The organism is Desulfitobacterium hafniense DCB-2 (assembly GCF_000021925.1).
GTDB lineage: Bacteria > Bacillota > Desulfitobacteriia > Desulfitobacteriales > Desulfitobacteriaceae > Desulfitobacterium > Desulfitobacterium hafniense.
In genome coordinates this window covers 5044944-5071363 of record NC_011830.1, presented here as the reverse complement: position 1 = coordinate 5071363, position 26420 = coordinate 5044944, and the positions used below count along the sequence as shown (strand labels likewise).

Sequence of the window (26420 nt, the reverse complement as noted above, 5' to 3'; positions counted from 1 at the left end):
AGTACTAGAATAGTTACACGTAAGGCATAATGAGGCCCTCGGCTCAATATGCCTTACTTTTCGAAAACCATAAGGTGGTGAAAGTTAAGTGATATTTGAATGGAAAAAAGAGCTGGAAAGTTTAGAAGTGCGCTTAGCAGATTTGAGGGTTTCACTTTGACGTCCCTCAGCGTGAGGATAAAATCAGTATTTTAGAGATTGAACTGCAAAGGCCGGACTTTTGGGATAATCCAGAAGGGGCGCAAAAAGTGATGCAGGAGCTTTCTTATCAACAGGAGAAAGTCAAAACCTATTACACCTTGCAGCAGCAGCTGGATGATATGCTCACCCTCTATCAAATGGCGGTGGAAGAAAAGGATGAATCCCTGGAGCCTGAACTTGAGGAAGGAATCCTGGCTCTGCAGCAACGGCTGGATGGTTTGGAGCTGGAGATTCTGCTCAGCGGTCCCTATGATCGGAATAATGCCATAGTTACCCTGCATGCGGGAGCCGGCGGCACAGAAGCCCAGGACTGGGTATCCATGCTGTATCGGATGTATATCCGCTATGGAGAACGCCACGGTTATAAAGTGGAAACCATGGATTTCCTGCCCGGCGATGAAGCAGGGATTAAGAGTGCGACCTTATCCTTTGCGGGAGAAAATGCCTTCGGCTATTTGAAAGCGGAGAAAGGGGTTCACCGTTTAGTGCGGATATCTCCCTTTGACGCTTCGGGACGCCGTCATACCTCTTTTGCCTCTGTGGATGTTATACCTGAGGTGATGGAGGATAATGCTGAAATTCAGATTCCGCCCGAAGATCTCAAGGTGGATACCTACCGGGCCAGCGGTGCGGGGGGACAGCATGTCAATAAGACCAGTTCTGCGGTCCGGATCACTCACTTACCCACGGGGATTGTGGTCCAGTCCCAAAGTGAGCGTTCTCAGATTCAGAACAGGGCCTACTGCTTGCGCATCCTGCAAGCCAAGCTCCTGGAGCTGAAGCGCAAACAGCAGGAAGATGAAATTTCGGAGATTCGCGGGGAACAACAGGAGATCGCGTGGGGAAGCCAGATTCGCTCCTATGTGTTCCATCCTTATAATATGGTTAAGGATCACCGGACCAATGAGGAAACAGCGAATACCGGAGCTGTCATGGACGGAGAGATTGACCAGTTTATCGCTGCTTATCTGCAAAAGACCAAAGCTGTTCAGTAAAGTAAAAGCAGAATAAGAGCAGAAGCAGTAAGCAGGATAAAAGGATCAGCGTGAAGCAAGAAGTGTCGTGCAGCAAGAAGTGTAAAGAGAGGCTTGGCTCATGGCCAAGCCTTAAATCTTCAAAATGAGACGTTTTGTCAACCACATAAATGGAGGGATTATGGTGAGGGTACTTGAACTGAAACGGATGGCCAATCAAATACGTCAGGATATTATTACCATGCTTGTGCCGGCTAAATCAGGTCATCCTGGGGGCAGCTTATCGGCAGCGGATATATTGGCCGCCCTGTATTTTTATGAAATGAAAGTTAATCCGGAGGATCCCCATTGGGCGGAGCGGGATCGCTTTGTATTGGCGAAGGGGCATGCCGCACCGGTCCTTTATGCAGCCCTTGCTGAAAAGGGCTACTTCCCCAAAGAGGAAATCCTGGGACTACGGCAAACCGGCCGCATCCTGCAGGGGCATCCGGATATGAGGAAAGTCCCCGGTGTGGATATGTCCACAGGCTCTTTGGGCCAAGGCCTTTCCGCAGCCAATGGGATGGCCCTTGCCGGAAAAGCGGACAAGAAGGATTTTCGGGTCTATGTGGTTTTAGGAGACGGTGAAATGGCGGAGGGTCAAGTGTGGGAGGCGGCTATGGCTGCAGCACACTACAAGCTGGATAATGTCACCGCCGTTCTCGACTACAATGGTCTGCAAATTGACGGAACCACAGATAATGTGATGGCTTCTGATCCCTTGGACGACAAATGGCGGGCCTTTGGCTGGCATGTCATCGAGGTGGATGGACATAATATGGAAGAGCTGCTGGCTGCTTTTGCCGAAGCTAAAACTATTAAAGGAAAACCGACGATACTTATTGCCCGGACGGTCAAGGGTAAAGGGGTGTCCTTTATGGAAAACCAGGTAGGCTGGCATGGGAATGCCCCCAGTGCTGAACAAGCAGAGCAAGCCTTAAAGGAATTGAGAGAGGAGGCGGCACGCCTTGGCTAAACAAGCAACACGGGATGCCTATGGTAAAACTTTAGTGGCCTTAGGAGCAGAAAATAAGGATATCGTTGTCCTGGATGCGGATCTGTCTAAATCTACGAAGACCGCGGATTTTGCCAAACACTACCCGGAACGGTTTTTTAATATGGGAATTGCTGAAGCCAACCTTATGGGCACAGCGGCGGGTTTGGCAGCGGCGGGCAAGATCCCCTTCGCCAGCACTTTTGCTATTTTTGCCACAGGACGGGCTTTTGAGCAGATTCGCAATTCCATCGCTTATCCCAAACTAAATGTTAAGATTGCCGCCACTCATGCCGGTGTTACCGTTGGGGAGGACGGAGGATCGCATCAGGCGGTGGAGGATGTGGCCATTATGAGGGCTGTACCCAATATGACCGTATTGGTTCCTGCCGATGGGGTGGAAACTCAGCAAGCCATCCGGGCTGCCGCAGCCTATGAAGGCCCTGTTTATATTCGGATGGGCCGGCTTGATGTTCCTTTGCTTTTTGACGATCAGTATCAGTTCGAGATCGGTAAAGCCAATGTTCTTCGGGAGGGCTCGGACTGTGTTGTTTTTGCTAACGGGGTCATGGTGGCGGCCGCTTTGGAAGCTGCTCAAGACCTTGAACAGGAAAATATCCGGGTTGCGGTGGTTAATGTAGCCTCTGTAAAGCCTCTGGATGTGCAGACCATCGTCGCTTGCGCCCAAAAGACCGGTGCGGCGGTGACTGCCGAGGAGCATAACATTATTGGCGGCTTGGGAAGCGCAGTAGCCGAAGCCTTAAGTGAACAGGCGCCTACGCCCTTGGTCCGGGTCGGGATTAAGGATACCTTTGGCGAATCAGGCCGCCCCTTGGAGTTGCTGGAGAAATACGGCTTAACCAAAAAGGAAGTGGTGGCGGCAGTAAAGGTGGCTATAGCCAGGAAATAGAGACTCCCAAGACAGGAGCAAAGATAGTGAGTTTTGGACGGCTGCCGGGAGTGGGCGGCCGTTCCGTTTATAGTATTCTTCTATAGTTGCTAAGGAGGGATAAGCTTTGAGCAATCCGTGCGGTACGACTAGGGCCAATATTCTTCGACAATCTGAAATAAATGGGATTCCTCTTTATTTTGGTACAGGAGTCAATCCTGTGAATTCTCCGGCACAGTTTTTTGTGGCATGGGGCGATACTGTAAAAAAGGGCCTGATTCACACCTTTAATCGGGAGGAACGCCATGAAGGCTGCCTCTGGTTCATTGATGAGGATGAAGCGGAGAGGAGATTTTCAGCACAGGAGGAAGCTCTGAAAAAAATCTAAATCTTATAGCATAAAGTATGAGCCCGATGTTTGGAGTCGGGTTTTTCTTTTTTTACTTCCAACTTCTTTTTTGCCATAAGTTTTTAGCCTTTCTTCCGTCATTAATAACAGGAGATCTATACCTCGTGTCGAATTAACTTATAGGTTTGGATAAAATGGAAGCTAACGGAGAACTCAAGGAGGCCTGGGAAAAAAATGATCCAAATAACGAATGTATCGAAGATCTATCCGAACGGTGCCAAGGCCCTTGTCGATATTAGTCTAAAAATAGACAAAGGGGAGTTCGTTTTTCTGGTAGGACCCAGTGGCGCGGGGAAATCCACCCTGATCCGCTTGCTCTACCGTGAGGAATTGCCCACCCGCGGTCAAGTGACCATGAATGGTAAAAGTATGATTCGGATGCGGGAACGGGAAGTTCCCCATTTGCGCAGAAATATTGGCGTTATTTTTCAGGATTTTCGCCTTTTACCGAATAAAACTGCCTTTGAAAATGTGGCTTTTGCCTTGGAGGTCATCGGTGTCGGCAACCGGGAGGTCAAGAGTCGGACCAAAAAGGCTCTGGAGCTGGTGGGTTTAGCCAATAAGGAGAAAGCCTTTCCCCATGAGTTATCCGGAGGGGAGCAGCAGAGGGTTTCGGTAGCCAGGGCCATTGTCAATAATCCCTCTCTTTTAGTCGCAGATGAACCTACGGGTAATCTGGACTCAGAGACTGCCTGGGAGATTATGGAGCTTCTTTATAATATTAATCGTCGCGGGACGACGATTGTGATGGCCACCCATGCCCGGGATATCGTCGATCAAATGCAGAAGCGTGTCATAACGATTGAAGATGGCAAAGTTGCACGTGATCAGAAGCAGGGGGCTTACGGATATGGCACTTAACTCTGTAGAATACATATTTCGTGAAGTATTTAATTCTATTCGCAGAAATGTATGGCTAAGTATTGCTTCAGTGCTGACCGTGATGATCTCTATGGTCATTTTGGGGGCGTCGGTGTTTTTCCTGCTCAATGCCTCTAACCTGGCTTCGAACTTTGAATCCGAACTGGAGATTGCTGTATTTGCCCAGGATGATTTGGATTCCGCGGAAGTCAAGGCTTTGGGGGAGAGGCTCACAGACTTGGCGGGAGTGGATACCATTGAGTTTGTTCCCAAAGACCAGGCTTTGAAAAATTTTACCGGCTCCCTGAATTCCACCACCATTGCAGCGGATTTAGGAGATACAAACCCTTTTCCGGATAAATACACCGTCCATGTGGTGGACCCCCAGCAAGTAGAAAATGTAGCCGTCCAGATTACTAAGCTTACCGGTGTGGATAATGTGGTTTATGGTAAAAACCTGGTGGAGCCTTTGCTGAAGTTTACCAAGTGGCTCCGCTGGGCAGGAACAGCGGTGGTAGGGTTGTTTGCCATCGCCTCCCTGATTTTGATTTCTTTAAATATTAAGATGAATGTTTTTTCGCGCCGCAAGGAAATTGAGATTATGAAGCTTGTCGGGGCGAGCAATGCCTTTATCCGCTGGCCCTTTATTTTGGAGGGGATGTTCCTGGGATTGGTTGGCGGTCTGCTGGCTATCCTGCTGGTGGGATTTGGTTATGATTGGCTGGCAGATTACATTCAAACCACCCTGGCTTTTATGCCCGTAGTTAATGAAACGGAGCTCATCGGTAAGGTTCTGGGTTCTATCGTCCTGTTAGGGATGGGAATAGGTGCAGCGGGAAGCGTGATTTCCTTAAGGCGCTTCTTAAAAGTTTAACAATGAAGGAGGGGAGCACATGACCAAGAGAAGGGGGCTCATAGCCCTTTTGCTCACAACAGTATTGCTGGCAGGTTCTGTCATTCCACTTCAAGCCGGGGAATTAGAGGATGCCATAAAAGAACAAAGGGATCTGCAAAAGAAAGGGGAACAGGCCCGCAATCAGTTAAACAATCTGACGTATTCTGCCGATAAACTGCAAAACCAGATTAAGAATTTAGCAACTCAGATTACGGTAGCTTCGAATAGCTTGAATGAAAAACAGATCGCCTATAATCAGGCGGTGGAAGCTGTGAATCAATCCGAGCAGGAGCTCAAGCAGCGGGAGGAAGACCTGGCCAAGCGCCAGGAGGTTCTGCGGAATCGGGTCAAAGAAATCTATCAGATCGGTCAAGTGAGTTATCTGGAAATCCTTTTTGAAGCGGAAAATCTCAGTGATTTTATCACCCGCCTGGAGTACTTTAACCGTCTGGTTGATAATGATCAAAAGATCCTTGCCGATATCAGCCTGGAAAAGGCCAGAATCGAAGAAGAAACGAAAGTGCTGCAAGCCCACCGGGATGAAGCGGCTAAGCTGAAGGCTGAAGCGGAGCAGGCCAAAAAGGAACTGGATGCCAAGAAGAAGGAGCATCAGGCAGCACTTGATTCCAACAAAAAAGCTCAGAATGATATCTTTGAGCAAATTGCACAAATGGAAGCGGACTCTAACGCCATTGCTGAAAAAATCCGCAAATTAACCAGCAACTCCGGCGTGGTCCATGGAACCATCAGCACTTATCCCTTACCGGGTTATTATGAAATCAGCAGTGCTTATGGTTGGCGGATTCATCCCATAACGAAGCAGAAAAGCTTGCATACCGGGGTGGATTTACCGGCACCCACCGGAACCAAGGTTTTGGCGGCGGGGAACGGGGAAGTTATTATGGCCGGTTGGTATGGGGCCTATGGAAATGCCGTGATCGTGGATCATGGGGGCGGATACACCACCCTTTACGGCCACAATTCCAAACTGGCCGCTAAAGTTGGAGATATGGTGCAAGCCGGTGATCTGATATCCTATGTGGGCTCCACAGGCTGGAGCACAGGACCCCATCTTCACTTTGAAGTGCGCATCAATGGGGAAACTACGGATCCCATGCAATTTTTTCGCTAAATAGAAAGAATGAGTCTGCGGAAGCACAAGGGCAACCAAAGGTTTCGCATTCTTACGTATTCTATGAAGCGACAAATGCAAAACCTGGTTTACTTTGAAGTAAGTATGTCCTGAAGTGGATAGGCATATAATAAAGAAAACCCGATTTCGCCGTACTTTATATTTTCACTCTCACGAAAGGCGAAGTCGCTGGTTGCACTTATGCTTGGAAAGTATATAACGCAAGTTTATACTTTCTGACAGTGCAATAAAAAATAAGGAAAGCCCGCCACTTATCTTCTAGCAAAGATCAAGAGATGAGTCACGGTAATGAGAAGGGGATATGGATTTGCAGGAGAGTCGTTGGAAAGAGTATTTAAAAAACCTGGGATGGGTTCTTGCCATAGGGAGTTTGATTTTTACGGTGGTTGTCGGGGGGTTCATTGTAACCAACCTGGATCATTTAGGCCGCTTGGCAAGAGTAGTCAAGCTTGTTGAAAGTGATTATTTGGAGGAAGTGTCTGTAGACACCCTGATCGAAGGTGCCACCAAAGGAATTGTGGATTCCTTGGGCGATCCTTATTCAAGTTATATGAATGCTCAAGAGAATGAAGAGCTTATGCAACAAATCGAAGGGAAATTCGGCGGCGTGGGGATTATTTTAAGTCTGAAAGATCCTCAGAAACTTGTGGTCCTAAGACCCATTAAAAACACTCCGGCCGCTAAAGCCGGACTACAGCCTGGAGATGTGATTATTAAGATCGATGATGTGGACGCCACCACCATCGATCAGGAAAAAGCCGTCTCCCTGATGCGCGGGAACCCGGGGACTAACGTGACTCTGGTGGTCTATCGGGAAAGCATTAAGCAGAATGTGACCGTTCCTTTAACCCGGGAAAATATCGCAGTACCCACGGTGGAGGGACTGGCTCTGCCAGGGAATTCGGATATAGCTTATATCGGAATTTCCCAGTTCTCCTCCCATACAGCTCTTGAACTCAATGAAGTGCTGCGCAATATGGATATCAGCAAATACAAAGGGATGATCTTGGATTTACGCTATAATCATGGCGGGGAATTAGAATCTGCTGTAGGAGTAGCCAGTTATTTTGTTCAGCCCGGCCCCATTGTCTATATTGTGGATAAAGGAGGCAATGCTGTAACCAAGGCTTCGGAAGGCAATTATTTAGGCATTCCCTTTGTGGTTTTGGTCAATGAGGAAAGCGCTTCCGCAGCTGAAATCGTTTCCGGGGCCATCAAAGATCGGGGAACGGGCACCCTTGTGGGTACCAAGACCTTCGGTAAAGGGATTGTGCAGACGATTTATCAACTGGATAGGGGGACCAGTGTGAAGCTGACCACCGCCAAGTATTTGACCCCTAATAAGATCGATATTCATAAAAAGGGCATCGAGCCTGATGTGGAAGTGAAGCTGAAGGATGGAGAGGAAGCAACTCTTTCTCCTACTACGAAAGCCTTTGATACTCAGCTCACGGAAGCTCTTAAGGTGCTTCGCCAACAGATGAAATAACAGCACGACCAAAGCCCTGAAGAAAAACCCCTGAACATTGTTTTAGCTGCAATGTTTAGGGGTTTTCATCATATTCCCCAAATCGGTATGATCAAATTCTCGCTGTCAAATGCGGAGAGTCTGTCGGTCGTGCAAAGAACCGCTCCTGTCCCCCGTTCCAGGGTGGCCTTGTCAATGACATTAAATACGCGGGTGAGCTGCTTTTGGGGTGTCGCGGTTTTCTTGATTTCCATGGGGTAAAGCTTGCCGCTGTCCTCCAGTAGAATATCAATCTCTTTGGTGTCCTTGTCCCGATAATAGTAGATAAAGGCCTCCCTGCCATAGTTCTGATAACTCTTGATAATTTCCGAAACCACAAAGTTTTCGAGAATAGCGCCGCTCATGGCGCCGTTCATCAGTGTGGCGCTGTCACTCCATTTGGTCAGGTAGGCCACCAAACCGCAGTCATAAAAATAGAGCTTAGGCTTGGTTACCATGCGCTTGAGCATGTTGTTGGCGTAGGGATGCAAGTAAAAGATAATTCCCAGCCGTTCCAAAATCCCTAGCCAGCCTTTGGCAGTTAACTGGTCAATCCCGGCAGCATCCGCGATGGTCTTATAATTCAGCATCTGCCCGCACAAGGCCGCGGCGGCTGTGATAAAGTCCATAAAGCGCAGGGAGTTGATAGTGCCGGAAATCTCCTTGACATCCCGGTCAAGGTAAGTGCTGATGTAGCTGGAGTATAAGGCCCAGTGGTCGGTATACTGACCACTGACGAGAGCAGGCATACCTCCTCGAAAGATGCGCTCATAGAGGGCGGGAGTGTCCAGAGGGTTGCGTTCTCTAACCCGCCGGGTAAGCTGTTCCAAATCCAATATAAAGGGCGTGGTGTCTGCGCCGCAGCTCTCCGCTTGGGACATGGGCGACATATGAAGCAGGCCGACACGACCGGCCAGTGATTCCTGTACTCCATCCATCAGTTTGAACACTTGTGATCCCGTCAGCCAGAAATCTCCTGGACGATGATGCCGATCAATATGGATTTTGATATAGGAAAACAGTTCTGGGGCGTACTGCACTTCGTCAATAAACACTGGCGGTTTGTGGATTTGGAGAAACATCTTCGGGTCGTTTTTTGCCATCTGACGCTCGGTCAGATCGTCCAGAGTAACATAGTTTCGTCCGATTTTCTCCTCTGCGGCCAGCTTTTGCAGCATAGTGGTCTTTCCCGTCTGCCTTGGGCCGGTAAGCAGCAAAGCCGGGAATTCTTTGGCTAGGCGGAGAAAAGTATTTTCCATGGCTCTTTTAATATAGTTCACCTTATCACCCCTCGGCTAAAAGTTAACCTGCTATAATTATGGCCGGATGAGCAGTGAAGATCAAGTGAAAATCGTCTATAATTAGTTTTATATATATTTTGGCCGAATATCTTCTTTTTAAACTAACCCTGCTTGCATTAATCGCGGCTAGACATCGCTTCTACCCAAGATGATGTCAGTCAGATTCGAATCCGGATTCGAATCTGACAAGCCTTTTTGAGCGGTGTATCCAACCAAGCGCCAGAAACAATTTGCCGGTCTTTTTCAGCAAATCCTGTGACCGCTGACCCTCCTTGTGCATACACTACACCGCAAGCAAATTTCAAGGGGGAAAGGACATGGGGAATAAACCCAGTGGACGGCATTACTTTGCAGAGGGGATTACCAATCGCGGCTATATATCACTTCTACCCAATATGATGTCAGAATGGGAACGTACTTATGTCCTGATGGGAGGACCGGGCACAGGTAAATCCACCACGATTAAGATGATTGGACTGGATCTCCTTGATCGGGGGTATGAGGTTGATTTTCTCCGTTCTGCACGGGATCCGGACTCCATGGCGGGGGTGCTGATTCGCCGTTTCAACTGGGCGATCCTTGATCACTATGAGATTGCTCCTTTGCATTGGCGCGCACCGGGGGTGATTGAGCATTTTGTTGATTTTTCCAAATACTGCAATCAGGGAAAGCTTGAGCAACAAAGGCTGAGAGTTCTTGAATTGGGAGAAAAGATCAAACGCGGCCAACAAAGAATAGGTGAAATCCTGGCTGAGGAATTTGGAGGAAGAATTCGCGAGCGGTTTTATGCCAAGGCGGATGAGGGCAGGCCCTGGCTGCCCAAGCTTTATGCCTCAGATTTATTTAAAGAAGCAAAAGGTCCTTGGAGCAAGGCTCAGGACGCTTTGAAAAAGATCCAGAAGAGCGCTGTTCAGTCCTTTTTTCTTCATGGAATCAATCCGGAGGGCTGGCTGAATCTGGCTCCCTACTTCTTGACGGACTATGACCAGATTCGTTTCGATGGGGAAGAGGCTCATGAAGCCATGGAATGGGTGTTGCAGGAAGCGGAACAGCTGGGGCAGGTTATTGATATTGTCTTACATCCGCTTTACCCTGATGAAATTTTAGGCATTGTCTTTCCGGAAAGAAATCTGGCCATTTGGCAAGGGGATCCGGAGCATCTGGAGGATCAAGGATTAGGGTGTCCCTTTAGCAATGATCTCAAAAAAGCTCTGCTGGACACTCAGAGGCTGAGAGATAAACTTAAAGCTATTTATACAAAAACGGTCGACTTTGATCAAGTCGATAGCATGAAGACAGATTTATTGAGCTCTATTTTAAGAGATATGGACAAAAAAGTTCATACCATTGATTGACAGCAGTTGCCTTTCATATTTCATACAATCAAGGGAAGACTAGATATACTCATGATAAGCACCAAAAACGGTGCTTTTTTGGCACTATCAGAAAGCATAAGCTTGCGCTATATACTTTCTAAAGCATAAGTGCAACCAGCGACTTCGCCTCATTTGCGGGTATGTGTTTAAGGATCGGCGAAGTCGGGTTTTCTTTATAGTGTGAAACACAAGGTGTTCATAAAGTGGATCGACCCTGGAAAGGAGCGTGTTCCATGAAAAAAGTGCTTTCCTTGATCATCGTGTTACTTCTAAGTATGGCCTTAACCGGCTGCAACATGCAATCTCTTTTGGGCGGCTTAATGGGGAGCAAGGAGAAAACCTCGAGTAAATCCTCTCAGCAAGAAGAGAAAAAAATAATAGCGGTGGCTTTGAACCAGGAGGATCCCAATAAAGATATGTTTCTGCTCGGCATCCAGGAGTTGGCTGAAAAAGAAGAATTGGAAGTTAAGGTTTTGACGTCAAAAGAACAAGGGGATGCCAACGCCCTTAAGGATGCCAAGGTTCTCATTGTTCAAGCTGGGGAGCAGTCCTTTTTAAAGGAAGCGGAAAAGGGAGATATACCTATTCTGGCGTTAAACGGGCTGCCGCCCGGAGTGAAAGCCAAAGGGGTCATCCTGCCTGATCCGGATCAAACAGGCAGGCTAATGGCCCAGCAAATCCAGGGAAAGGTTACTGAAGGGCAGGTCGTCTACCTGCAGGGGGAAGCAGAAGATGCCGTCGCTCAAATGAATATGGCGGCCTTTAAGCAAGAGCTGGGTAAAAACCCCAAGATAACGGTACATAGCATTACCAATCCTCCGGAATCGGAAACCATAGCCATGCAAAGCCTTATGGAACATTTGCAGAAGAACCCCGGCCAAGTGAAGGCCATCTGCGCTAAGAATGAGAAGCTCCTTGCCCTGGCTTATGAACTGCTCAGATCCATGCAGCTTACCGATAAAGTTCAGCTTATGGGAGGACAGGCTAATTCCAAATCCTTGCAAAGGATTGCTTCAGGCAGTCAGATCGCAGATATTGATACATCACCCTATGTTCAAGGTGTTAATGCCTTTCAATGGGCGCAAAAATTAATGGATAAGCAATCCGTAGATATAACACAATCCATTACCGGCGATCAAGGTGAAGTGGCGGCGAAGATCATTCCGGTTAAAACGGTGACGACAGAAAATCTCGCCCTTATTCAGAAAAGCTATGCTAAAGCAGCCGAAGCTCAAAAAGAGCTGGAAAGGAAAAAATCGGAGTCTCAGACGAAGGGCTCGGAAAGTCAAGGGAAGCAAAAAAGTACAGAAAAAAGCAGTAATGAAGATAGTGGAAAAGAACAGAGCGGCGAAGGGAAAGATGCAGAGTCCAAAGAACAGGGCCAGGAAGGCTCTTCTTCAGCCCAGGGGCAGAGCGGCGGGCAGGGAGTTATGCCCGAAGGGGTAAGCAAAGTGACTGAAAAAGTTCATACAGAAATTCTCCGCGAATATCTGGATGAAAAGGGCAATGTTTTGGGAACAGAGAAAAATGCCAATGATCAAGTCCGTACCATTCCTCCGGAAATGCTCCTGAAAGAACAGCAACAACAACAGCAGCAACAGCAACAACAAGGAGAACAAGGACAGCAGGGGGATAGACAGGATAAGCAAGGAGGGAATAGCTCAGAACAAGCGAAACAGGGGGAATAGAGAAAGATACTTCTTAAAATTACCAGTAAAAAACAGCGAAAAGCCGAAAATATGTTCGGCTTTTTTGTTTTGTTTCTAAGCAAGAAGTGGTATAATCTTGCTTAGAATGATTTGAAGACTGGAACAAGCAGAATATAAACCAGGATTTTAGAAGAGAAAGGAGATTGGAGCACCCCATGGAGTTCCGTTTACGCGCTCCCTACAAACCCTCCGGGGATCAGCCTCAGGCCATTGATGCTCTGGTCGAAAGTATCCATTCCGGCAGACGTCATCAAACCCTGCTGGGGGTGACAGGTTCAGGAAAAACCTTTACCATGGCCAACATCATCGAAAAAGTTCAACGGCCCACTCTGATTCTCGCCCATAATAAGACCTTAGCGGCTCAGCTTTACACTGAGTTCAAGGAATTCTTCCCGGAAAATGCAGTGGAATATTTCGTCAGTTATTATGATTATTATCAGCCGGAAGCTTATGTTCCTTCCAGCGATACCTATATAGAAAAGGATTCTTCGATCAATGATGAGATCGATAAAATGCGCCACTCCGCTACGGCGGCCTTGTTCGAACGGCGTGATGTGATTGTGGTGGCCAGTGTGTCCTGCATCTATGGCTTGGGTTCCCCTGAGGAATACCGGGATTTGATGGTTTCCCTGCGGCAGGGGCAGGAAATTGACCGCAATGACATTCTCAAAAAGCTCATCTCCATTCAGTACGATCGCAATGATCTGGCTTTTGAACGGGGAACTTTCCGTGTCCGGGGAGATGTGGTGGAAGTCCATCCCGCCGGCTCCAGTGAGCATGCTGTTCGGATCGAAATGTTCGGGGATGAAATCGAACATATTTACGAGATCAATGTCCTTACCGGTGAAATTTTGGGAGAACGCCGGCATGTCTCCATTTTCCCGAATTCTCACTATGTCACGGCACGGGATAAAGTATTGGTAGCTGCTGAGAATATTGAAAAGGAATTGGAAGAGCAGCTCAGACGGTTTAAGGATGAAGACAAACTTTTGGAAGCTCAGCGTTTAGAGCAGAGAACCCGCTATGATCTGGAGATGCTGAGGGAAATGGGATTTTGCAATGGCGTTGAAAACTATTCCCGCCATTTAACCTTCCGGGAGGCCGGAGAAACTCCTTATACCCTTTTGCACTTTTTCCCGGAAGATTACCTGATGATGATTGACGAATCCCATGTCACGCTGCCTCAGGTCCGGGGTATGTATGAAGGGGACCGTTCCCGTAAAACCACTCTGGTAGACTACGGATTCCGGCTGCCCTCTGCTTTGGATAACCGCCCCTTAAAGTTTGCTGAATTTGAAACGCTGGTCCCTCAGCGGGTTTATATCAGTGCTACTCCCGGGCCTTATGAGCTGGAACATTGCCCCCAGATTGTGGAGCAAATTATTCGCCCTACCGGGCTTTTGGATCCGGAGATTTCGGTCCGGCCCACCAAGGGCCAGATCGATGATCTGATCGGGGAAATCAACCAAAGGATTGCCCGGGATGAGCGGGTGCTCGTCACTACCCTGACCAAAAAGATGGCAGAGGATTTAACGGATTACCTGAAAAATCTCAATATGGCCGTTAAATACCTCCACTCCGATATTACAACCCTGGAGCGGGTGGAGATCCTGCGGGAATTGCGTTTGGGAGATATCGATGTCATCGTGGGCATCAATCTGCTCCGGGAGGGCTTGGACCTTCCCGAGGTTTCCCTGGTGGCTATTCTCGATGCGGACAAAGAGGGTTTTCTCCGTGCCGAGCGCTCCCTGATTCAGACCATTGGCCGCGCCGCCCGGAATGCCCAGGGAAAAGTCATCATGTATGCGGACCAAATGACCCGCTCCATGGAAGTGGCCATCGGCGAAACCAACCGCCGCCGGGCCATCCAGGAAGCCTATAATGAAAAGCATGGGATTACCCCTCAGACCATTCGCAAGAAAATCTACGAAATCCCGGAAGCCACTAAGGTGGCGGAAAAGAAAGCAGCCTATGGATCAAAAATGCCGGCCGAGGAATTGGCTGAGCTGCTCAAAAGTCTGGAACAGGAGATGCGCTTAGCCGCTAAAGATATGGACTTTGAACGGGCAGCGGAGATCCGGGATGCGATGATCGAGCTTAAAGGGGAAGAGAATAAGTATAAGCGGCCCACCCAGGGCCGTGCCCGCAAGCGAGAGGCGGCGGCTCCGGCAGGGCGTAAGAGTGGGCCCAGGAAGAGGGGCGGGTAGTTCCCTTTCTAAGATGAACAAAAGAATTCTCTTCAGGATTTTGCGTTACACCGTTCGCTCGGAAAGCTGCGCGGTGCCAAACTAACGCTCAAGCTCTCCGCTCCAACGGGTCCCCGGCTAAGTCGCTCCTGCTCCCAACCCGTTTCCGCTGCTAGCTTTTCGCGAAGTTTGGCATCCTGCTCGCTTTGAAGTCGCTTCACTATTGTAACGCAAAATCCTTGGGCAACATCTTAAAGTGCTTGGAGTATTTTTTGGTGTATCGATGTTATGGTCATTCTTAAAAGCAGTAATGCTGCCTAAAAGCTTAGAGAGCTTCGTCCTTGAACCAAGGGGTATTCCCTTTCTTCAGAGCTATTCTTAAGGGATCCTCAGAAACTGCCCAAGGATTTTGATTTACAGCAGAGAACGGATTTAAGCGAGCAGGTAAGCAATCTTCGTGAAAAGACTGCAGCAGAGTCGGGTTGGAAACAGGACGTTTCCAACCGCCCATTGATAACAAGTGCGAAAGCAGTGCTTTCGAGGAGCGATTTGGGCGGGCACCTGACGGAGCGGAGGTCTTGAGCGATTAGATTGCTCCGCGCAGCTTATGGAGTGAACGAGTAAAGCAAAATCCTGGAGAGGCTGCGTTTACAAAGTAATGCCCCGAAAAGCTTCATAAAACAATCTAATCTTTACCGAGGAGGCCCCCTATGACCCAGAACTTTATCAAAGTCCGCGGCGCCCGCGCCCATAACTTGAAAAATATCAATGTGGATATCCCCAGAGACCAGCTGGTGGTTGTCACCGGCTTATCCGGCTCCGGAAAATCCTCGCTGGCTTTTGACACCATTTACGCTGAAGGTCAACGCCGCTATGTAGAATCTCTGTCTGCCTATGCCCGTATGTTTCTTGGGCAAATGGACAAGCCGGATGTGGATTATATCGAAGGCCTGTCGCCGGCCATCTCCATTGACCAAAAAACGACCAACCGTAACCCCCGCTCTACAGTGGGAACGGTGACGGAAGTCTATGATTATCTGCGTCTCCTCTATGCCCGGGTCGGCCACCCCCATTGTCCCCAATGCGGCAGAGAAATCAGCCAGCAAACGGTACAGCAAATGGTGGATCAGATCATGGTCTACCCGGAACGCACCAAGCTGCAAATTTTAGCCCCCTTAGTCAAAGGGAAAAAGGGTGAGCATGTCAAAGTGCTTGAAGATGCCCGCAAGGCGGGATATGTACGGGTAAGGGTGGATGGTGAAAATCGGGATTTAAGCGAAGAGATTAAATTAGAAAAAAATAAGAAGCACTCCATCGAAGTTGTGGTGGACCGTATCGCTTTAAAGCCTGATAGTGCGGTCCGTCTGGCCGACTCCCTGGAAACGGCTTTGAAGCTGGGGGAAGGAAATGTCCTTGTGGACATTATTGATAATACGGAAATCCTGTTCAGTGAAAATTTTGCCTGCCCGGACTGCGGTATAGCCCTTGAAGAGATCTCTCCCCGCCTTTTTTCTTTTAACAGCCCTTATGGAGCCTGCCCTGATTGTACGGGCTTAGGGGCCAATCTGGAAGTGGATATCGACTTGATCATTCCTAATAAGAAGCTGAGTCTCGGCGAAGGAGCCATCGTCCCCTGGGCCAAATCCCAATCCAGCTACTATCCGGCCATGATGGCGGCGGTCAGTGAAGCCCTCGGTTTTACCATGGATACTCCCTTGGCAGAACTCTCTGAAGAGCAATGGAAGGGCCTGCTGTACGGCATTGCAAAGCCCATAAAATACACGTTTATGAGTTTCTTTGACGAGAAGCCGAAAATTCATTCAGGACCTTTTGAGGGGCTTATTCCCTTTTTTGAGCGGCGCTACAAGGAATCCACTTCCGATTATGTCCGAACTGAAATCGAAAGCTTTATGAGCGAGCATGATTGCCCTTCCTGCAAAGGAAAGCGCCTCAAGCCGGAGGCTTTAGCGGTGACTGTAGGGGAGCTATCCATCGATGATTATACCCGCTTGCCGATTACAGAAGCGTTGGAGTTTATCACCCAATTGCAGCTTAGTGAAAAAGAGCAGACTATCGCCCGGCAAATTCTCAAGGAGGTTCGGGAACGCCTGGGCTTCTTAGTCAATGTAGGGCTGGATTATCTTACCCTGCATCGGGCGGCGGGGACCCTTTCCGGCGGAGAAGCTCAGCGGATTCGGCTGGCCACTCAGATTGGTTCCAGTCTGACGGGAGTTCTCTATGTTCTGGATGAGCCCAGCATCGGCTTGCACCAGAGAGATAATGAAAAGCTCCTGACGGCTTTAAAGCATTTACGGGATTTAGGCAATACCTTGCTGGTGGTTGAGCATGATGAGGATACCATGCTGACTGCGGATCATATCATCGATATCGGTCCGGGAGCGGGAGCCCATGGCGGGCGGATTATTGCCGAAGGAAAGATTGAGGAGATCAAAGCCAATGTTGAATCCATCACCGGGCAATATTTGAACGGCACCCGGAGAATTCCTGTTCCTGCTGAAAGAAGAAAGCTCAACGGCAAGTGGCTGGAGGTTAAAGGAGCCCGGGAAAATAATCTGAAGAACATCAATGTCCGCATTCCTCTTGGCGTTTTTAATGTGGTCACAGGTGTATCGGGTTCGGGAAAAAGCACCTTGGTCAATGAGATTGTTTATAAGACCTTGGCCACCAAGCTTAATAAAGCGACGAAGCTGCGCGCCGGGCTCCATAAGGCTGTTGAAGGTTTGGAGCATCTGGATAAGGTCATAGATATCGACCAATCCCCGATCGGCCGCTCGCCCCGTTCCAATCCTGCCACTTACACTGGAGTATTTGATTATATTCGTGAACTTTTCTCCCATACTCCCGAGGCTAAAATGCGTGGTTATGCTACCGGGCGCTTTAGTTTCAATGTCAAGGGCGGGCGCTGTGAAGCTTGTAAAGGGGATGGTATCATCAAGATTGAGATGCACTTCCTCCCGGATGTCTATGTTCCTTGTGAGGTTTGCCGGGGAGCCCGCTATAACCGCGAGACCCTGGAAGTGAAATATAAGGGAAAAAGCATTGCGGAAATCCTGGATATGACGGTGGATGAGGCGGTGGAATTTTTCCAGGCTGTTCCCCGGATTTTACGGAAGATGCAAACCCTGCAGGATGTGGGGCTGGGTTATATCCGGCTCGGTCAGCCGGCGACTACCCTGTCCGGTGGTGAGGCTCAGCGGATTAAACTGGCCACTGAACTCAGCCGGCGCAGCACGGGCAAGACGATCTATATTTTGGATGAGCCGACCACGGGGCTGCATATGGCCGATGTGGATCGTTTGCTGGAAGTGCTGCACCGCCTTGTGGATGGGGGCGATACCGTCCTGGTCATTGAGCATAACCTGGATGTGATCAAGACTGCGGATTATCTCATTGATCTTGGTCCGGAAGGGGGCAGCGGCGGAGGCCGGGTGGTCGTTACAGGAACCCCGGAAGAAGTTGCCGCTTGCCCAACATCTTACACCGGCAAGTTCCTCAAAAAATATCTGAGCTGATCATTGAGTCCATACTGGACTTAGCCGCCCTTGGGTACCCGCCGCCTATAAAGGCGGGGGTCTTAGGGAGGGTTAGTTCAGTGATAACGATGAGTATGACTGTGAAAAATTAGCGGACGATTCCTCCAAATAGGTTATTAATATAAATAGGCCATAAGATAGAATTGAACTGCACTCCCATTGCTGGCAAATAACAATGGGAAATGCAGTTCAATTTTTTTGTATTGGACAGATATTCTCTGGTTCTTATTTTAGGAAGATGTCCTTTGGCGGTTTTTTTATACTGGGGATGGGGTTATTATAATCCGATAGTAACAGGTTGTAACATGGCTTGAGCGTCAGGGTTTATGCTTTAATAGGGACACGCTTAGTAAGATGACGGATGCAGCAGAGGATAAAACCGATAACTAGAACAGAACCGAGGAAGGAGGCTGCCATAGGAAGAGTGAGAGAGAGGAGCAGCCTTCCAAAGGGCAGGAAGACGCCTACAGGTGTTCCCCAAAAAGAACTATAAACCATACCGAGCAGGATGCTCAGCAGGATTGTACCCAGCCCAACCAAGCCATTATAGCGGTAATAGGCTGAACCGATCATCCACCCGACCACATAGTAAAAGTATTTTCCTAAGGTGGCAAGGCTGATTCCGATCAGGGAAAAGCCGCTGGCTTCCAGAGGAGAAGGAACGATGAGGGTCTGGATAAGGTTAGCGATGAAGACCTCTTCAGCCTCCAGCTCAATGGCGGAAGAGGATTCCAGGACAAGAGGCAGGTTCAAACCGTTAACAAGCAAATGTTCTAAACCGGTCAACAGCAAAGTGACCAGAGTGATAGCGATAGCCAAGGCAAAAGAGCCTAAGGCTGCACCTTTGAAATAATCTTTGCGGGTCACACCATTCTGAACATAATAAGGGAGAAAAGAATAAGCGGCGATAATTCCGATAACCAGCATATAGATTCGTGAAGAAACATGGGCGGATACGAAAAAGCTGGTGTTGGAATTCCCTGTATTGAGGGCGAGGACATGCTGGATGATTTGAACAAGGACAATAATGCCGAGAAAGAAGAGGGTCCAGACTCCCTGGGCCATAAATGAATCTACCGCTACTTTAGGATAAACGGCTTTTTTGGTGTTCATATTATTCCTCCTCCTTGGTCAAATGTATGAACAGCTCCTGAAGTGAAACAGGCCCAATCTGCAATCCTTTGGCCTGAGCGGCGCGCTGCTGTCCCTCGCTAAGGGTATCGTAGATCATGACTGATTTGGTGTTGCCAAGTTTTTGTTCGTTAAGCTTCTGGAGGCTGTGCACGAATTCATCCACCACTTCGGCAGGACCGGTAAGGGAAGAACCCCGGGAGATGAAGTCTTCATAATTTTCCTGAAGGATGAGACTTCCCCGATCCAGGATCAGCACTTTATCAAAAAGGTAATCCATTTCCGAGACCAAGTGAGTGGAGAGGATAAAAATACGAGGATGGTTCTCCTGATCTGCCAGCAGTTCCTGATAAAAAATTTCCCTGGTGGGTGCATCCATGCCCAGATAAGCCTCATCCAGAATGGTAATGGGGCAGCGGCTGGCCAAGCCTGTAACTACGTTAAAGACGGATTGCATTCCCCTGGAGAGGCTTTTCAGTGGTTTATTCATCGGCAGCTTGAAACGTTGCATAAGCTTATGGGCGTAGTCCTTATCGTAGTGGGAGCGATAGCGCTCTGCTGTTTCCAATAAAGTAGAGACATCTTCCGATTCGTCTTTATAGTCTTTCTCGTAGATAAAGCAGACTTGCTCCATCACCAAGGGGTTTTCAAAGGGCTCTTCCCCATTGATGAGAATTTTTCCTGAGGTAGGCTCCCGGAAGGAGGCCAGCAGGGAAAGCAAAGAAGTTTTTCCGGCACCATTGCGACCGATGAGGCCGTAAATTTTACTCTCTGCCAAGGTAAAAGAAATGTTTTTTAAAGCAGGAAAGTTCTTATACTGAAGAGATACATTCTGAACCTCAACTTGAATATTCATAGAATCACGTCCTTTCATCGCAGTAATTAATCCCGTTTCATCTTGTGGATGAGTTCAATGATTTCTTCCGTGGATATTCCCAGTTTACCAGCTTCCTGGAGTAAGCCTACGAGATACTCATTAATAAAGGCGTCCTTACGCTTTTCCAGAAGCCGGGCCCGGGCTCCCTCTGTGACAAACATGCCTAAGCCTCTTTTCTTAAACAAAATACCCTCGTCAATCAATTGATTAACCCCCTTGGCTACCGTTACATGGTTGATCTTATAGAAATTGACCAGTTGATTGGTGGAAGGAGCTTGCTCTCCCTCCTTAAGCTGATTGTTAACAATTTGATCTTCAATCAATTCCCGGATTTGCATGTAGATGGGTTTGCTATTATCCAATGGTTGACTCAAGGAGTAACACCCCCCTTCATAGAATACAATAAGTGTTTAACGCCGTTTGAATGAAACTTCTTAGCCACTCTGGACACCCACCGCCTATAGAGGCGGGAAGGCAAACGCGGAGAGTTCAGTGGTAAAGCATCTAGTATTATGGTTATATACTTGTGTATATAACCATAATACAAAAAATGCCTGGCGTCAAGAGGAAATGGGGGAATTTTCAAGGATTCCACCTTCGGCATGTCGAATTAAAGAATCAAGGAGTTGAAGTCACTTGAAGATTAAATTGGTAGCCACAGATTTGGATGATACTTTATTAAGGGATGATTTAACCCTGTCGGAGCGGGTTGTTGAAGCCATTCGGCAGGCCAGGGGACAAGGTGTTTATGTGACCTTTGCCACTGGAAGGATGCCCGTTTCAGCCAGGCCCTATGCTGAGCAGTTGGGTTTGGATGTTCCGATTATTACTTATAATGGTGCCATGATTCAGGAAGCGATCAGCCGGGAGATTCTGTACCGCAAGGTCATCCCGGTGGCCTTAGCCCGGGAAGTGGTCGGCTTCCTGCTGGGAGAAGGGGCTCATCTTCATATGTACCGCAAGGATAGGGTTTTTGTTCAGAAAATGAATGAATGGTCCCGGTCCTATGGGCAAAAAACCAAAGTTACCGTGGAAGAGGCTGACCTTATAACAATCCTGGAAGACGAAAAAGAAGGCGTGGAGAAGATCATCGTCTTTGGTCCTCCGGAAGAGCTGGCAGATTGGCGGCAAAAATTAGGCCAAAGATTGCCGGGCAGGCTTCATTTGACCTCTTCCAAGTCTTATTTTCTGGAGATGGGTCATCCGGAGGTTAACAAAGGGAACACTTTGTTGACCTTTGCCCAAGGGCTGGGCATCAAGCCGGAAGAGGTTATGGCGATTGGCGACAGCCTCAATGATCTGGAAATGATCCGGTGTGCAGGCCTCGGAGTGGCTATGGGTAATGCTCTGCCAGAGGTAAAGGATGCGGCCGATGTGGTGACTGCTTCCAACGAAGAGGATGGGGTCGCCAAGGCTATTGAGGAGTATGTGCTGCTTAAGCATCGATGAGCCTGGACATGAAAAAGGACAGAAAAATGCCAAAGAGGGTCTTTGCAAGACTCTCTTTGGCAAAATCCAGGGTGAAGTCGGTGAAGTGGTTAAGGTGATATCTAACGAAATTAAGGACTGGGTTCTAAAGTCGCCGTTGTTGTTACTCCGCTCTGGGGGTCGGTAATCGTTACTGTGATGCCGGTAAGAGATGAGGGATCCACGTTTGGAGGGAATTTCACCTTTAGTACGCGATCTGTAGCCGTGGAAGCAGTACCTATATCACTTGTCACCTTTAGATTATTGGCAAGAGGAAGGTGGGTAATATCATAGCCATTCTGATCTTTCACAACATAGACGGCATAACCCACATCTCCATCTTCTCTCCTGTCGATAGACAGTATGGTTGAAGTGATTGTGATTTCAACGATTTTATTGGTGTACTGGATGGGATTTGTGAGGGGCAATTCAGGTTTAGGAATACCGATTGGATAAGTGAAACTGGAAGAATCTATGCCGGCAGCTGAATCAAGACGGACCACTGCCCCGCTTGTTAAGTCAACGAGTGTAATGATAATGGGTTTATCCGTATCTGCAGCAGAGTTAAAGGTTACGGTCCCTATCCCTTTGCTGGGATCTAAAGAAATGGAAGAACCTAGGGAGGCAACCGCAGATAGTTGAGAGGTGGGAATTGCTGCAGTAATATCTTTACCCGCCTCATCAAGCAGTTGATATCTAAACGTAGCAGTATCAGCACCGGCTTTTGTATAGTTGCTTATATTCATCGTCCTATGTTTTCCGGCTAAGCTATTTACAGTAACAAGGCAGGAAGCTTGGTTGCCGTCCTTTGTCTTTACCGTAATAGAGGCCGATCCGTTATTTATCCCCACAACTTTTCCCTGATTTACTGTTGCCACAGTGGGGTTGCTGGACAACCAAACAAGCTCATTGCTGCTTTCTTCAACTGAACCTGCGGGCCTATCCAGTATAGCTGTCAGAGATTCGCTTTGCCCTATGGTTAGGGCGATGTTGCTTTTATCCAGTCTGATTCCCACGGGTAAATCAGCAAAATCAGCGGAGGGCTTTAAATCCTGCATGACCTTATCTGCAACGATCCCTGTTCCACCAAACACAATGATATGATCTAAACTTGTCGACCGCTGCTGGTAATACTTTTTTGTGGTATCAGGAGTGGCGTTATTGACGAGAAGAATCGGCTGGGATTTTTGGGCTGCCAGTGCGGAGCCGGCAAGAGCGTCGGCAAATCCCTCGCCACTGGCGATGCAAAGGGCCTCGGTACTAAACAGGTGATTGAATTGTTCATTGACGGCAATATTTCGGGCATATTTATCGGCCCCGACGATGCGCTCGACATGAGGAAATTGACCGGCGACCTGATCACTGATAACATCTGAATAGCCAATGACAAAGGTTTTGGTGATATGAGCTGAATTTAAATCAAGGTATTCTTGGACAGAGTTTGCTAAAGAGTCGCCGGAAACTAAAATAATCGGAATCTGTTCGATGGCCGCAATGGGTGCCACAGAAAGAGCATCCGCAAAATCATCGCCGGTGCAAACGAACAATTGGGTCGGTGAGTTTTGAACTTGGCCGGCAATCTTCAGAGCGGTCTCATACCGGTTCTGACCGGCCAGCCGGGTTGTGGAGATCCCCATGGCTTGCAGTTCTGCTTCAATAGAAGGTGCAATAACTCCGGTTCCGCCAATGATGATGACCTGGTTCACCTCTAAATCGGCTAAAGCCTGTTTCGTGGAAGCCGGCAAACTATCTGAAGCAGTTAATAGGATCGGTGCCTTATGTTTTTGAGCCAGGGGTGCACTGGCAAGAGCATCCGGATAGTTTTCACCGGACACCAGAATCGCATAGTCCGAATGTGACCATTGCCTGGCAATGGCTGCTGCCGTTTCATATCTGTCCTGGCCGGCCAGCCGATTCACTGTGGGCGTTGTGCTTGCCAAGGTCTGTCCGGGAAAGATCAAAGCAAAGAGCATGATTAATGTCAAGACAGCACTTGTCATTCTTTTCTCAAACATGTTTATTCGCCTCGCTTTTCTATAATTTTACAATTAATAGTATAGCATCTCAGGTTTTTAATTCAACCGATCAAAGGAGGCTGGGTACCAGGGCTGATGATTGTTTGATAATTGTTGGCAGGGCTGAACTTCCCTGAGCCGCCTATCATCATGCTTGAGAAAGAGAAGGTACACTTTAACATTGGAAAATATTAATTTTTTATTAACTCCCATTTTCGCGGAACAAAAGATATGCATTATACGTCTATTAATGTAAAGGATTCTTGTATATATAAGAAATCTTGACGTACAGGGGAGACAGGCAGTAGAAAAGAGGCGTATAATCGTGAAAAAAGACAGCAGCAAATGGAGAAGATTAGGACTGATAGTGCTCGTTATCGGAACCCTTACGTTAATCGGGTGCAGTTCGCTCTCCTTAGAATCCTTTAAAACAGTCAAAGGCTCTAATATGGATCAAGAGGATAGGCAAGGGGCGGGGGGGCAAGGTGAATCTCCGCCGGAAGGCTCCCAGGGGGAGGATGTCACAGCGGAGAAACCTGCTCATGAAGAAGATAATCCTATACAAGAGGGGAATGAAGGCTCCGACACCAATGAAGAAGGGAACGATAATCCAGTTTTTACAGAAATCCCTCCTTCCCAAAACACCCAAGAGAGTCCGGTGACTGCATCGCCGGAACCGGCCCCGCCAGGGACTCCGGTGCGTACTTTTTATGAGTTGTCCGGCACACCTCCTACGGCTCCGGGTTTAGCCATGAAGCATCGTGTGTTTAAAGAAGAGCCGCCGAAAATTGTCTACTTAACCATAGATGATGGACCATCGGAAAATACAGTCCATATCTTGGATATACTCAAGCAGGAAGAGGTTAACGCTACTTTCTTTGTGATTGGCACCCAGGTCGAGAGATACCCGGAGCTGCTCAAAAAGGCTTATGAACAAGGCAACGCTATTGGCAATCATACCTATTCTCATAATTACAGTGAGATTTATCAAAGCCCGGAAGCCTTTGTAGCCAACCTGAAAAAGAATGAGGAGTTAATTTACAAACTTATTGGTGTGCGCCCCAAGGTGATCCGTACTCCGGGGGGAACCCATGGCAATTTCCATATCAGCTACTACAATGCGGTGGATGCCCAGGATTATCTGGTTTATGACTGGAATGTAAGCACAGGGGATGCCTCAGCTCCTCTGGTGCCGGCGGAGACCCTGATCAAGAATGTCAAGGAACAAGCCCCCGGCCGGGACCGGATCATTCTTTTAATGCATGACGCTCCAGGCAAATGGACGACAGTGGATGCCTTGCCGAAGATTATTCGTTTTCTTAAGGAGCAGGGTTATGAATTTGGGGTGCTGTCCCCTGAAGTTGCCCCCATTCTTTTCCCGGGGGGATTTTACAGTTAAGATTGAGGATAAACTTAGGAAAGGGCTGTGCAAAACCTGATGATGGTTTGGCACAGCCCTGTTTTCGTCTGTATCGTTATTGAAAAAAAGGATTTTTTATCTTCTGCCGGTGCTGAGGAAACTGTTGAAAAACGGGACCTGTCCCCTTGATTCACTTACTCCAGCCGGTCCTGGATCACGGTGTAGATCTGGGGATCGTCGCCGCCGGGATGCCAGATGGATATGCCCCGGAGGTTGTACTGATTGACGATGTCCACGAAAGTAGCGAAGTTCAGGGCATTGGTAAACCAGACCTGGTGAGCTATGCCGTCGGCGTCAGTATAGTTGAAGTGGGGGCCTCTTTGGGGATCCTGGATAATTTGGGCTCCATGCTGCTGAGCCAGACGAATGGCGTCGTCATAGGTAATGCTTCTCCGGGTGGTTCCCCAATCATAACCATAGGTGGGCAAGCCGGCTTCCAGTTTGGCGGGGGGGATGACGGTCACTGCATAATCCAGAACCTGGCGAATCCAGCTGGCTGGGGCAATGGGTCCGGGATTATCCCAGCTGTAATCATAGAGCATGAGGCGGACAACATCCACCGCAGCGCCGATCCCCCCATAATCGTGGCCGATACTGACGGGCTCATCGGCACGGGTTTTCGCTTGGATAGCGACGTAGAGTTTTTTGTTATACGGCGCCAGTGCAGCTTTAAGCTCTCTCAGGAAAAGGACAAAGAGCTCCCGGTCGGCGGCGGCAATATTCTCATAATCAATCTCGATTCCGGTATAATTCATGGAACGAACCTTATTGACGATTTGAGCGATATTGCGTTGACGGAGGTCAGGGTTGTTCAATACGGTGGAGATCAATTGCCGATCGTAATTATTGGCGACCAGAGGGATCAGCTCGATGCCCCGGGAACGTGCGAATTCAATGAGGGAGGAGTCTTCGGCATTGGGATAAAGGAGCAAATCGCCTGTAGGGGTGAGTTCATACCAGAAGGGAGAAAGGGTTGTCATGAGTTCGGCATGCTGGCGAACGACGGCCATGGCCTCCTGCTGTACCCAATAAGGAATCCAGGCCGAAAAAGTATGTCGTCTTCCCGGTCCTCCTTTAGGTATCCTGACCTGCTGGCCGATGCGCAATTGGTAGGGATCGACACCGGGGTTGGCGGCGATAATTTCATTGAGGGATACTCCGAAGGCCAGGGAAAGCTTGTAGAAGGTATCTCCGGCTTTGATGGTATAGAGGACGTAGCCTGGTTGTGGCCCGGGCTGAAAGAGGGCCTGATAAGTAAGGGGGCCGACAATACCGTCGGGGTTCAGTCCCCGGTCCTTCTGAAAGCGGATGACAGCCGCCTCCGTCTTAGGGCCAAAGATCCCATCAATGGGTCCGGGGATGTATCCCAGCTCACTTAAGCGGACCTGGACTTCGGCGACATCGTTGCCGCGGGACCCTCTGCGTAACATTCTCATCTTATCACCTCTGAATACAGCGCTCT

20 protein-coding genes are annotated in these 26420 nt (G+C 48.5%); 14 read left to right on the top strand and 6 right to left on the bottom strand.

The features are described 5' to 3' along the window. Window positions 1–88: 88 nt before the first annotated feature. From prfB to DHAF_RS23625, 8 genes are all read left to right on the top strand, one after another. A protein-coding gene (prfB, locus tag DHAF_RS23660) for a peptide chain release factor 2 (protein ID WP_015945438.1) occupies window positions 89–1196 on the top strand; the annotation gives its coding sequence in 2 pieces (ribosomal slippage) (window positions 89–157 and window positions 159–1196; 1107 coding nt in all). A gap of 160 nt (window positions 1197–1356) precedes the next feature. Then, entirely contained in the window at window positions 1357–2190 is an 834-nt protein-coding gene (locus DHAF_RS23655; RefSeq protein WP_015945437.1) for a transketolase, read from the top strand. Next, entirely contained in the window at window positions 2183–3118 is a 936-nt protein-coding gene (locus DHAF_RS23650; protein ID WP_015945436.1) for a transketolase family protein, read from the top strand. Before DHAF_RS23655 ends, DHAF_RS23650 begins: the two co-directional genes overlap by 8 nt. A 106-nt stretch (window positions 3119–3224) precedes the next feature. Beyond that, window positions 3225–3485: a hypothetical protein gene (locus DHAF_RS23645; RefSeq protein WP_005815582.1), complete on the top strand. Its 261-nt coding sequence runs from the start codon at window positions 3225–3227 to the stop codon at window positions 3483–3485. Window positions 3486–3680: 195 nt separating this feature from the next. Next, window positions 3681–4367 carry a cell division ATP-binding protein FtsE gene (gene ftsE, locus DHAF_RS23640; protein WP_005815584.1) on the top strand — a complete coding sequence of 229 codons (687 nt, stop codon included), beginning with the start codon at window positions 3681–3683 and terminating at the stop codon, window positions 4365–4367. After that, the gene (gene ftsX / locus DHAF_RS23635; RefSeq protein WP_015945435.1) at window positions 4357–5241 is read left to right on the top strand and encodes a permease-like cell division protein FtsX; all 885 of its coding nucleotides are present in this window, start codon (window positions 4357–4359) and stop codon (window positions 5239–5241) included. Before ftsE ends, ftsX begins: the two co-directional genes overlap by 11 nt. A gap of 19 nt (window positions 5242–5260) precedes the next feature. Next, a complete protein-coding gene (locus DHAF_RS23630; protein WP_015945434.1) occupies window positions 5261–6394 on the top strand; it encodes a murein hydrolase activator EnvC family protein in 1134 nt (377 codons plus the stop codon). A gap of 322 nt (window positions 6395–6716) precedes the next feature. Then, the gene (locus DHAF_RS23625) at window positions 6717–7904 is read left to right on the top strand and encodes a S41 family peptidase (protein WP_005815587.1); all 1188 of its coding nucleotides are present in this window, start codon (window positions 6717–6719) and stop codon (window positions 7902–7904) included. Window positions 7905–7972: 68 nt separating this feature from the next. Here DHAF_RS23625 and DHAF_RS23620 read toward each other — a convergent pair whose 3' ends face one another. Then, a complete protein-coding gene (locus tag DHAF_RS23620; protein ID WP_015945433.1) occupies window positions 7973–9202 on the bottom strand; it encodes an ATP-binding protein in 1230 nt (409 codons plus the stop codon). 293 nt (window positions 9203–9495) lie between these two features. Here DHAF_RS23620 and DHAF_RS23615 point away from each other — a divergent pair, with 293 nt between their 5' ends. The 4 genes from DHAF_RS23615 (at window position 9496) to uvrA (ending at window position 18027) form a co-directional block, all read left to right on the top strand. Next, complete coding sequence (locus DHAF_RS23615) at window positions 9496–10578, top strand: hypothetical protein (protein WP_080518303.1); 1083 nt, start codon at window positions 9496–9498, stop codon at window positions 10576–10578. 254 nt (window positions 10579–10832) lie between these two features. After that, on the top strand, window positions 10833–12287 hold the full coding sequence (locus DHAF_RS23610) for a sugar ABC transporter substrate-binding protein (RefSeq protein WP_015945431.1): 1455 nt from the start codon (window positions 10833–10835) through the stop codon (window positions 12285–12287). A 176-nt stretch (window positions 12288–12463) separates the two neighbouring features. Continuing rightward, a complete protein-coding gene (gene uvrB / locus DHAF_RS23605; RefSeq protein WP_015945430.1) occupies window positions 12464–14515 on the top strand; it encodes an excinuclease ABC subunit UvrB in 2052 nt (683 codons plus the stop codon). A 689-nt stretch (window positions 14516–15204) separates the two neighbouring features. After that, window positions 15205–18027 carry an excinuclease ABC subunit UvrA gene (gene uvrA, locus DHAF_RS23600; protein ID WP_015945429.1) on the top strand — a complete coding sequence of 941 codons (2823 nt, stop codon included), beginning with the start codon at window positions 15205–15207 and terminating at the stop codon, window positions 18025–18027. Between the two features lie 345 nt (window positions 18028–18372). Here uvrA and DHAF_RS23595 read toward each other — a convergent pair whose 3' ends face one another. The 3 genes from DHAF_RS23595 to DHAF_RS23585 are packed head-to-tail and all read right to left on the bottom strand — an operon-like array spanning window position 18373 to window position 20430. Continuing rightward, entirely contained in the window at window positions 18373–19161 is a 789-nt protein-coding gene (locus DHAF_RS23595) for a hypothetical protein (protein ID WP_005815608.1), read from the bottom strand. 1 nt (window position 19162) lies between these two features. Beyond that, window positions 19163–20035 (bottom strand): ATP-binding cassette domain-containing protein, encoded by an 873-nt coding sequence (locus tag DHAF_RS23590; RefSeq protein WP_015945428.1) that lies wholly within the window; start codon window positions 20033–20035, stop codon window positions 19163–19165. 26 nt (window positions 20036–20061) lie between these two features. Next, the gene (locus tag DHAF_RS23585) at window positions 20062–20430 is read right to left on the bottom strand and encodes a GntR family transcriptional regulator (protein ID WP_015945427.1); all 369 of its coding nucleotides are present in this window, start codon (window positions 20428–20430) and stop codon (window positions 20062–20064) included. Between the two features lie 262 nt (window positions 20431–20692). On the opposite strand from DHAF_RS23585, the gene DHAF_RS23580 reads away from it, so the two are divergent. Beyond that, window positions 20693–21505: a Cof-type HAD-IIB family hydrolase gene (locus DHAF_RS23580; protein ID WP_015945426.1), complete on the top strand. Its 813-nt coding sequence runs from the start codon at window positions 20693–20695 to the stop codon at window positions 21503–21505. Between the two features lie 110 nt (window positions 21506–21615). On the opposite strand, the gene DHAF_RS23575 is transcribed toward DHAF_RS23580, so the two are convergent. After that, window positions 21616–23538, bottom strand: a complete 1923-nt coding sequence (locus tag DHAF_RS23575; RefSeq protein WP_015945424.1) for a cell wall-binding repeat-containing protein — start codon at window positions 23536–23538, stop codon at window positions 21616–21618. A gap of 325 nt (window positions 23539–23863) precedes the next feature. On the opposite strand from DHAF_RS23575, the gene DHAF_RS23570 reads away from it, so the two are divergent. Continuing rightward, entirely contained in the window at window positions 23864–24937 is a 1074-nt protein-coding gene (locus DHAF_RS23570; RefSeq protein WP_015945423.1) for a polysaccharide deacetylase family protein, read from the top strand. Between the two features lie 155 nt (window positions 24938–25092). Here the strand turns inward: DHAF_RS23570 and DHAF_RS23565 are convergent, their stop codons facing one another. After that, a complete protein-coding gene (locus DHAF_RS23565; protein ID WP_015945422.1) occupies window positions 25093–26394 on the bottom strand; it encodes a glycosyl hydrolase family 18 protein in 1302 nt (433 codons plus the stop codon). Between the last annotated feature and the right edge of the window lie 26 nt (window positions 26395–26420).

Bases quoted from the DNA above. Each gene is read 5' to 3' on its own strand.
- DHAF_RS23655 (WP_015945437.1), top strand. From the start codon at position 1,357: ATGGTGAGGGTACTTGAACTGAAACGGATGGCCAATCAAATACGTCAG.
- ftsE (WP_005815584.1), top strand. From the start codon at position 3,681: ATGATCCAAATAACGAATGTATCGAAGATCTATCCGAACGGTGCCAAG.
- ftsX (WP_015945435.1), top strand. From the start codon at position 4,357: ATGGCACTTAACTCTGTAGAATACATATTTCGTGAAGTATTTAATTCT.
- DHAF_RS23630 (WP_015945434.1), top strand. From the start codon at position 5,261: ATGACCAAGAGAAGGGGGCTCATAGCCCTTTTGCTCACAACAGTATTG.
- DHAF_RS23625 (WP_005815587.1), top strand. From the start codon at position 6,717: ATGGATTTGCAGGAGAGTCGTTGGAAAGAGTATTTAAAAAACCTGGGA.
- DHAF_RS23610 (WP_015945431.1), top strand. From the start codon at position 10,833: ATGAAAAAAGTGCTTTCCTTGATCATCGTGTTACTTCTAAGTATGGCC.
- uvrB (WP_015945430.1), top strand. From the start codon at position 12,464: ATGGAGTTCCGTTTACGCGCTCCCTACAAACCCTCCGGGGATCAGCCT.
- uvrA (WP_015945429.1), top strand. From the start codon at position 15,205: ATGACCCAGAACTTTATCAAAGTCCGCGGCGCCCGCGCCCATAACTTG.
- DHAF_RS23595 (WP_005815608.1), bottom strand. From the start codon at position 19,161: ATGAACACCAAAAAAGCCGTTTATCCTAAAGTAGCGGTAGATTCATTT.
- DHAF_RS23590 (WP_015945428.1), bottom strand. From the start codon at position 20,035: ATGAATATTCAAGTTGAGGTTCAGAATGTATCTCTTCAGTATAAGAAC.
- DHAF_RS23575 (WP_015945424.1), bottom strand. From the start codon at position 23,538: ATGTTTGAGAAAAGAATGACAAGTGCTGTCTTGACATTAATCATGCTC.
- DHAF_RS23565 (WP_015945422.1), bottom strand. From the start codon at position 26,394: ATGAGAATGTTACGCAGAGGGTCCCGCGGCAACGATGTCGCCGAAGTC.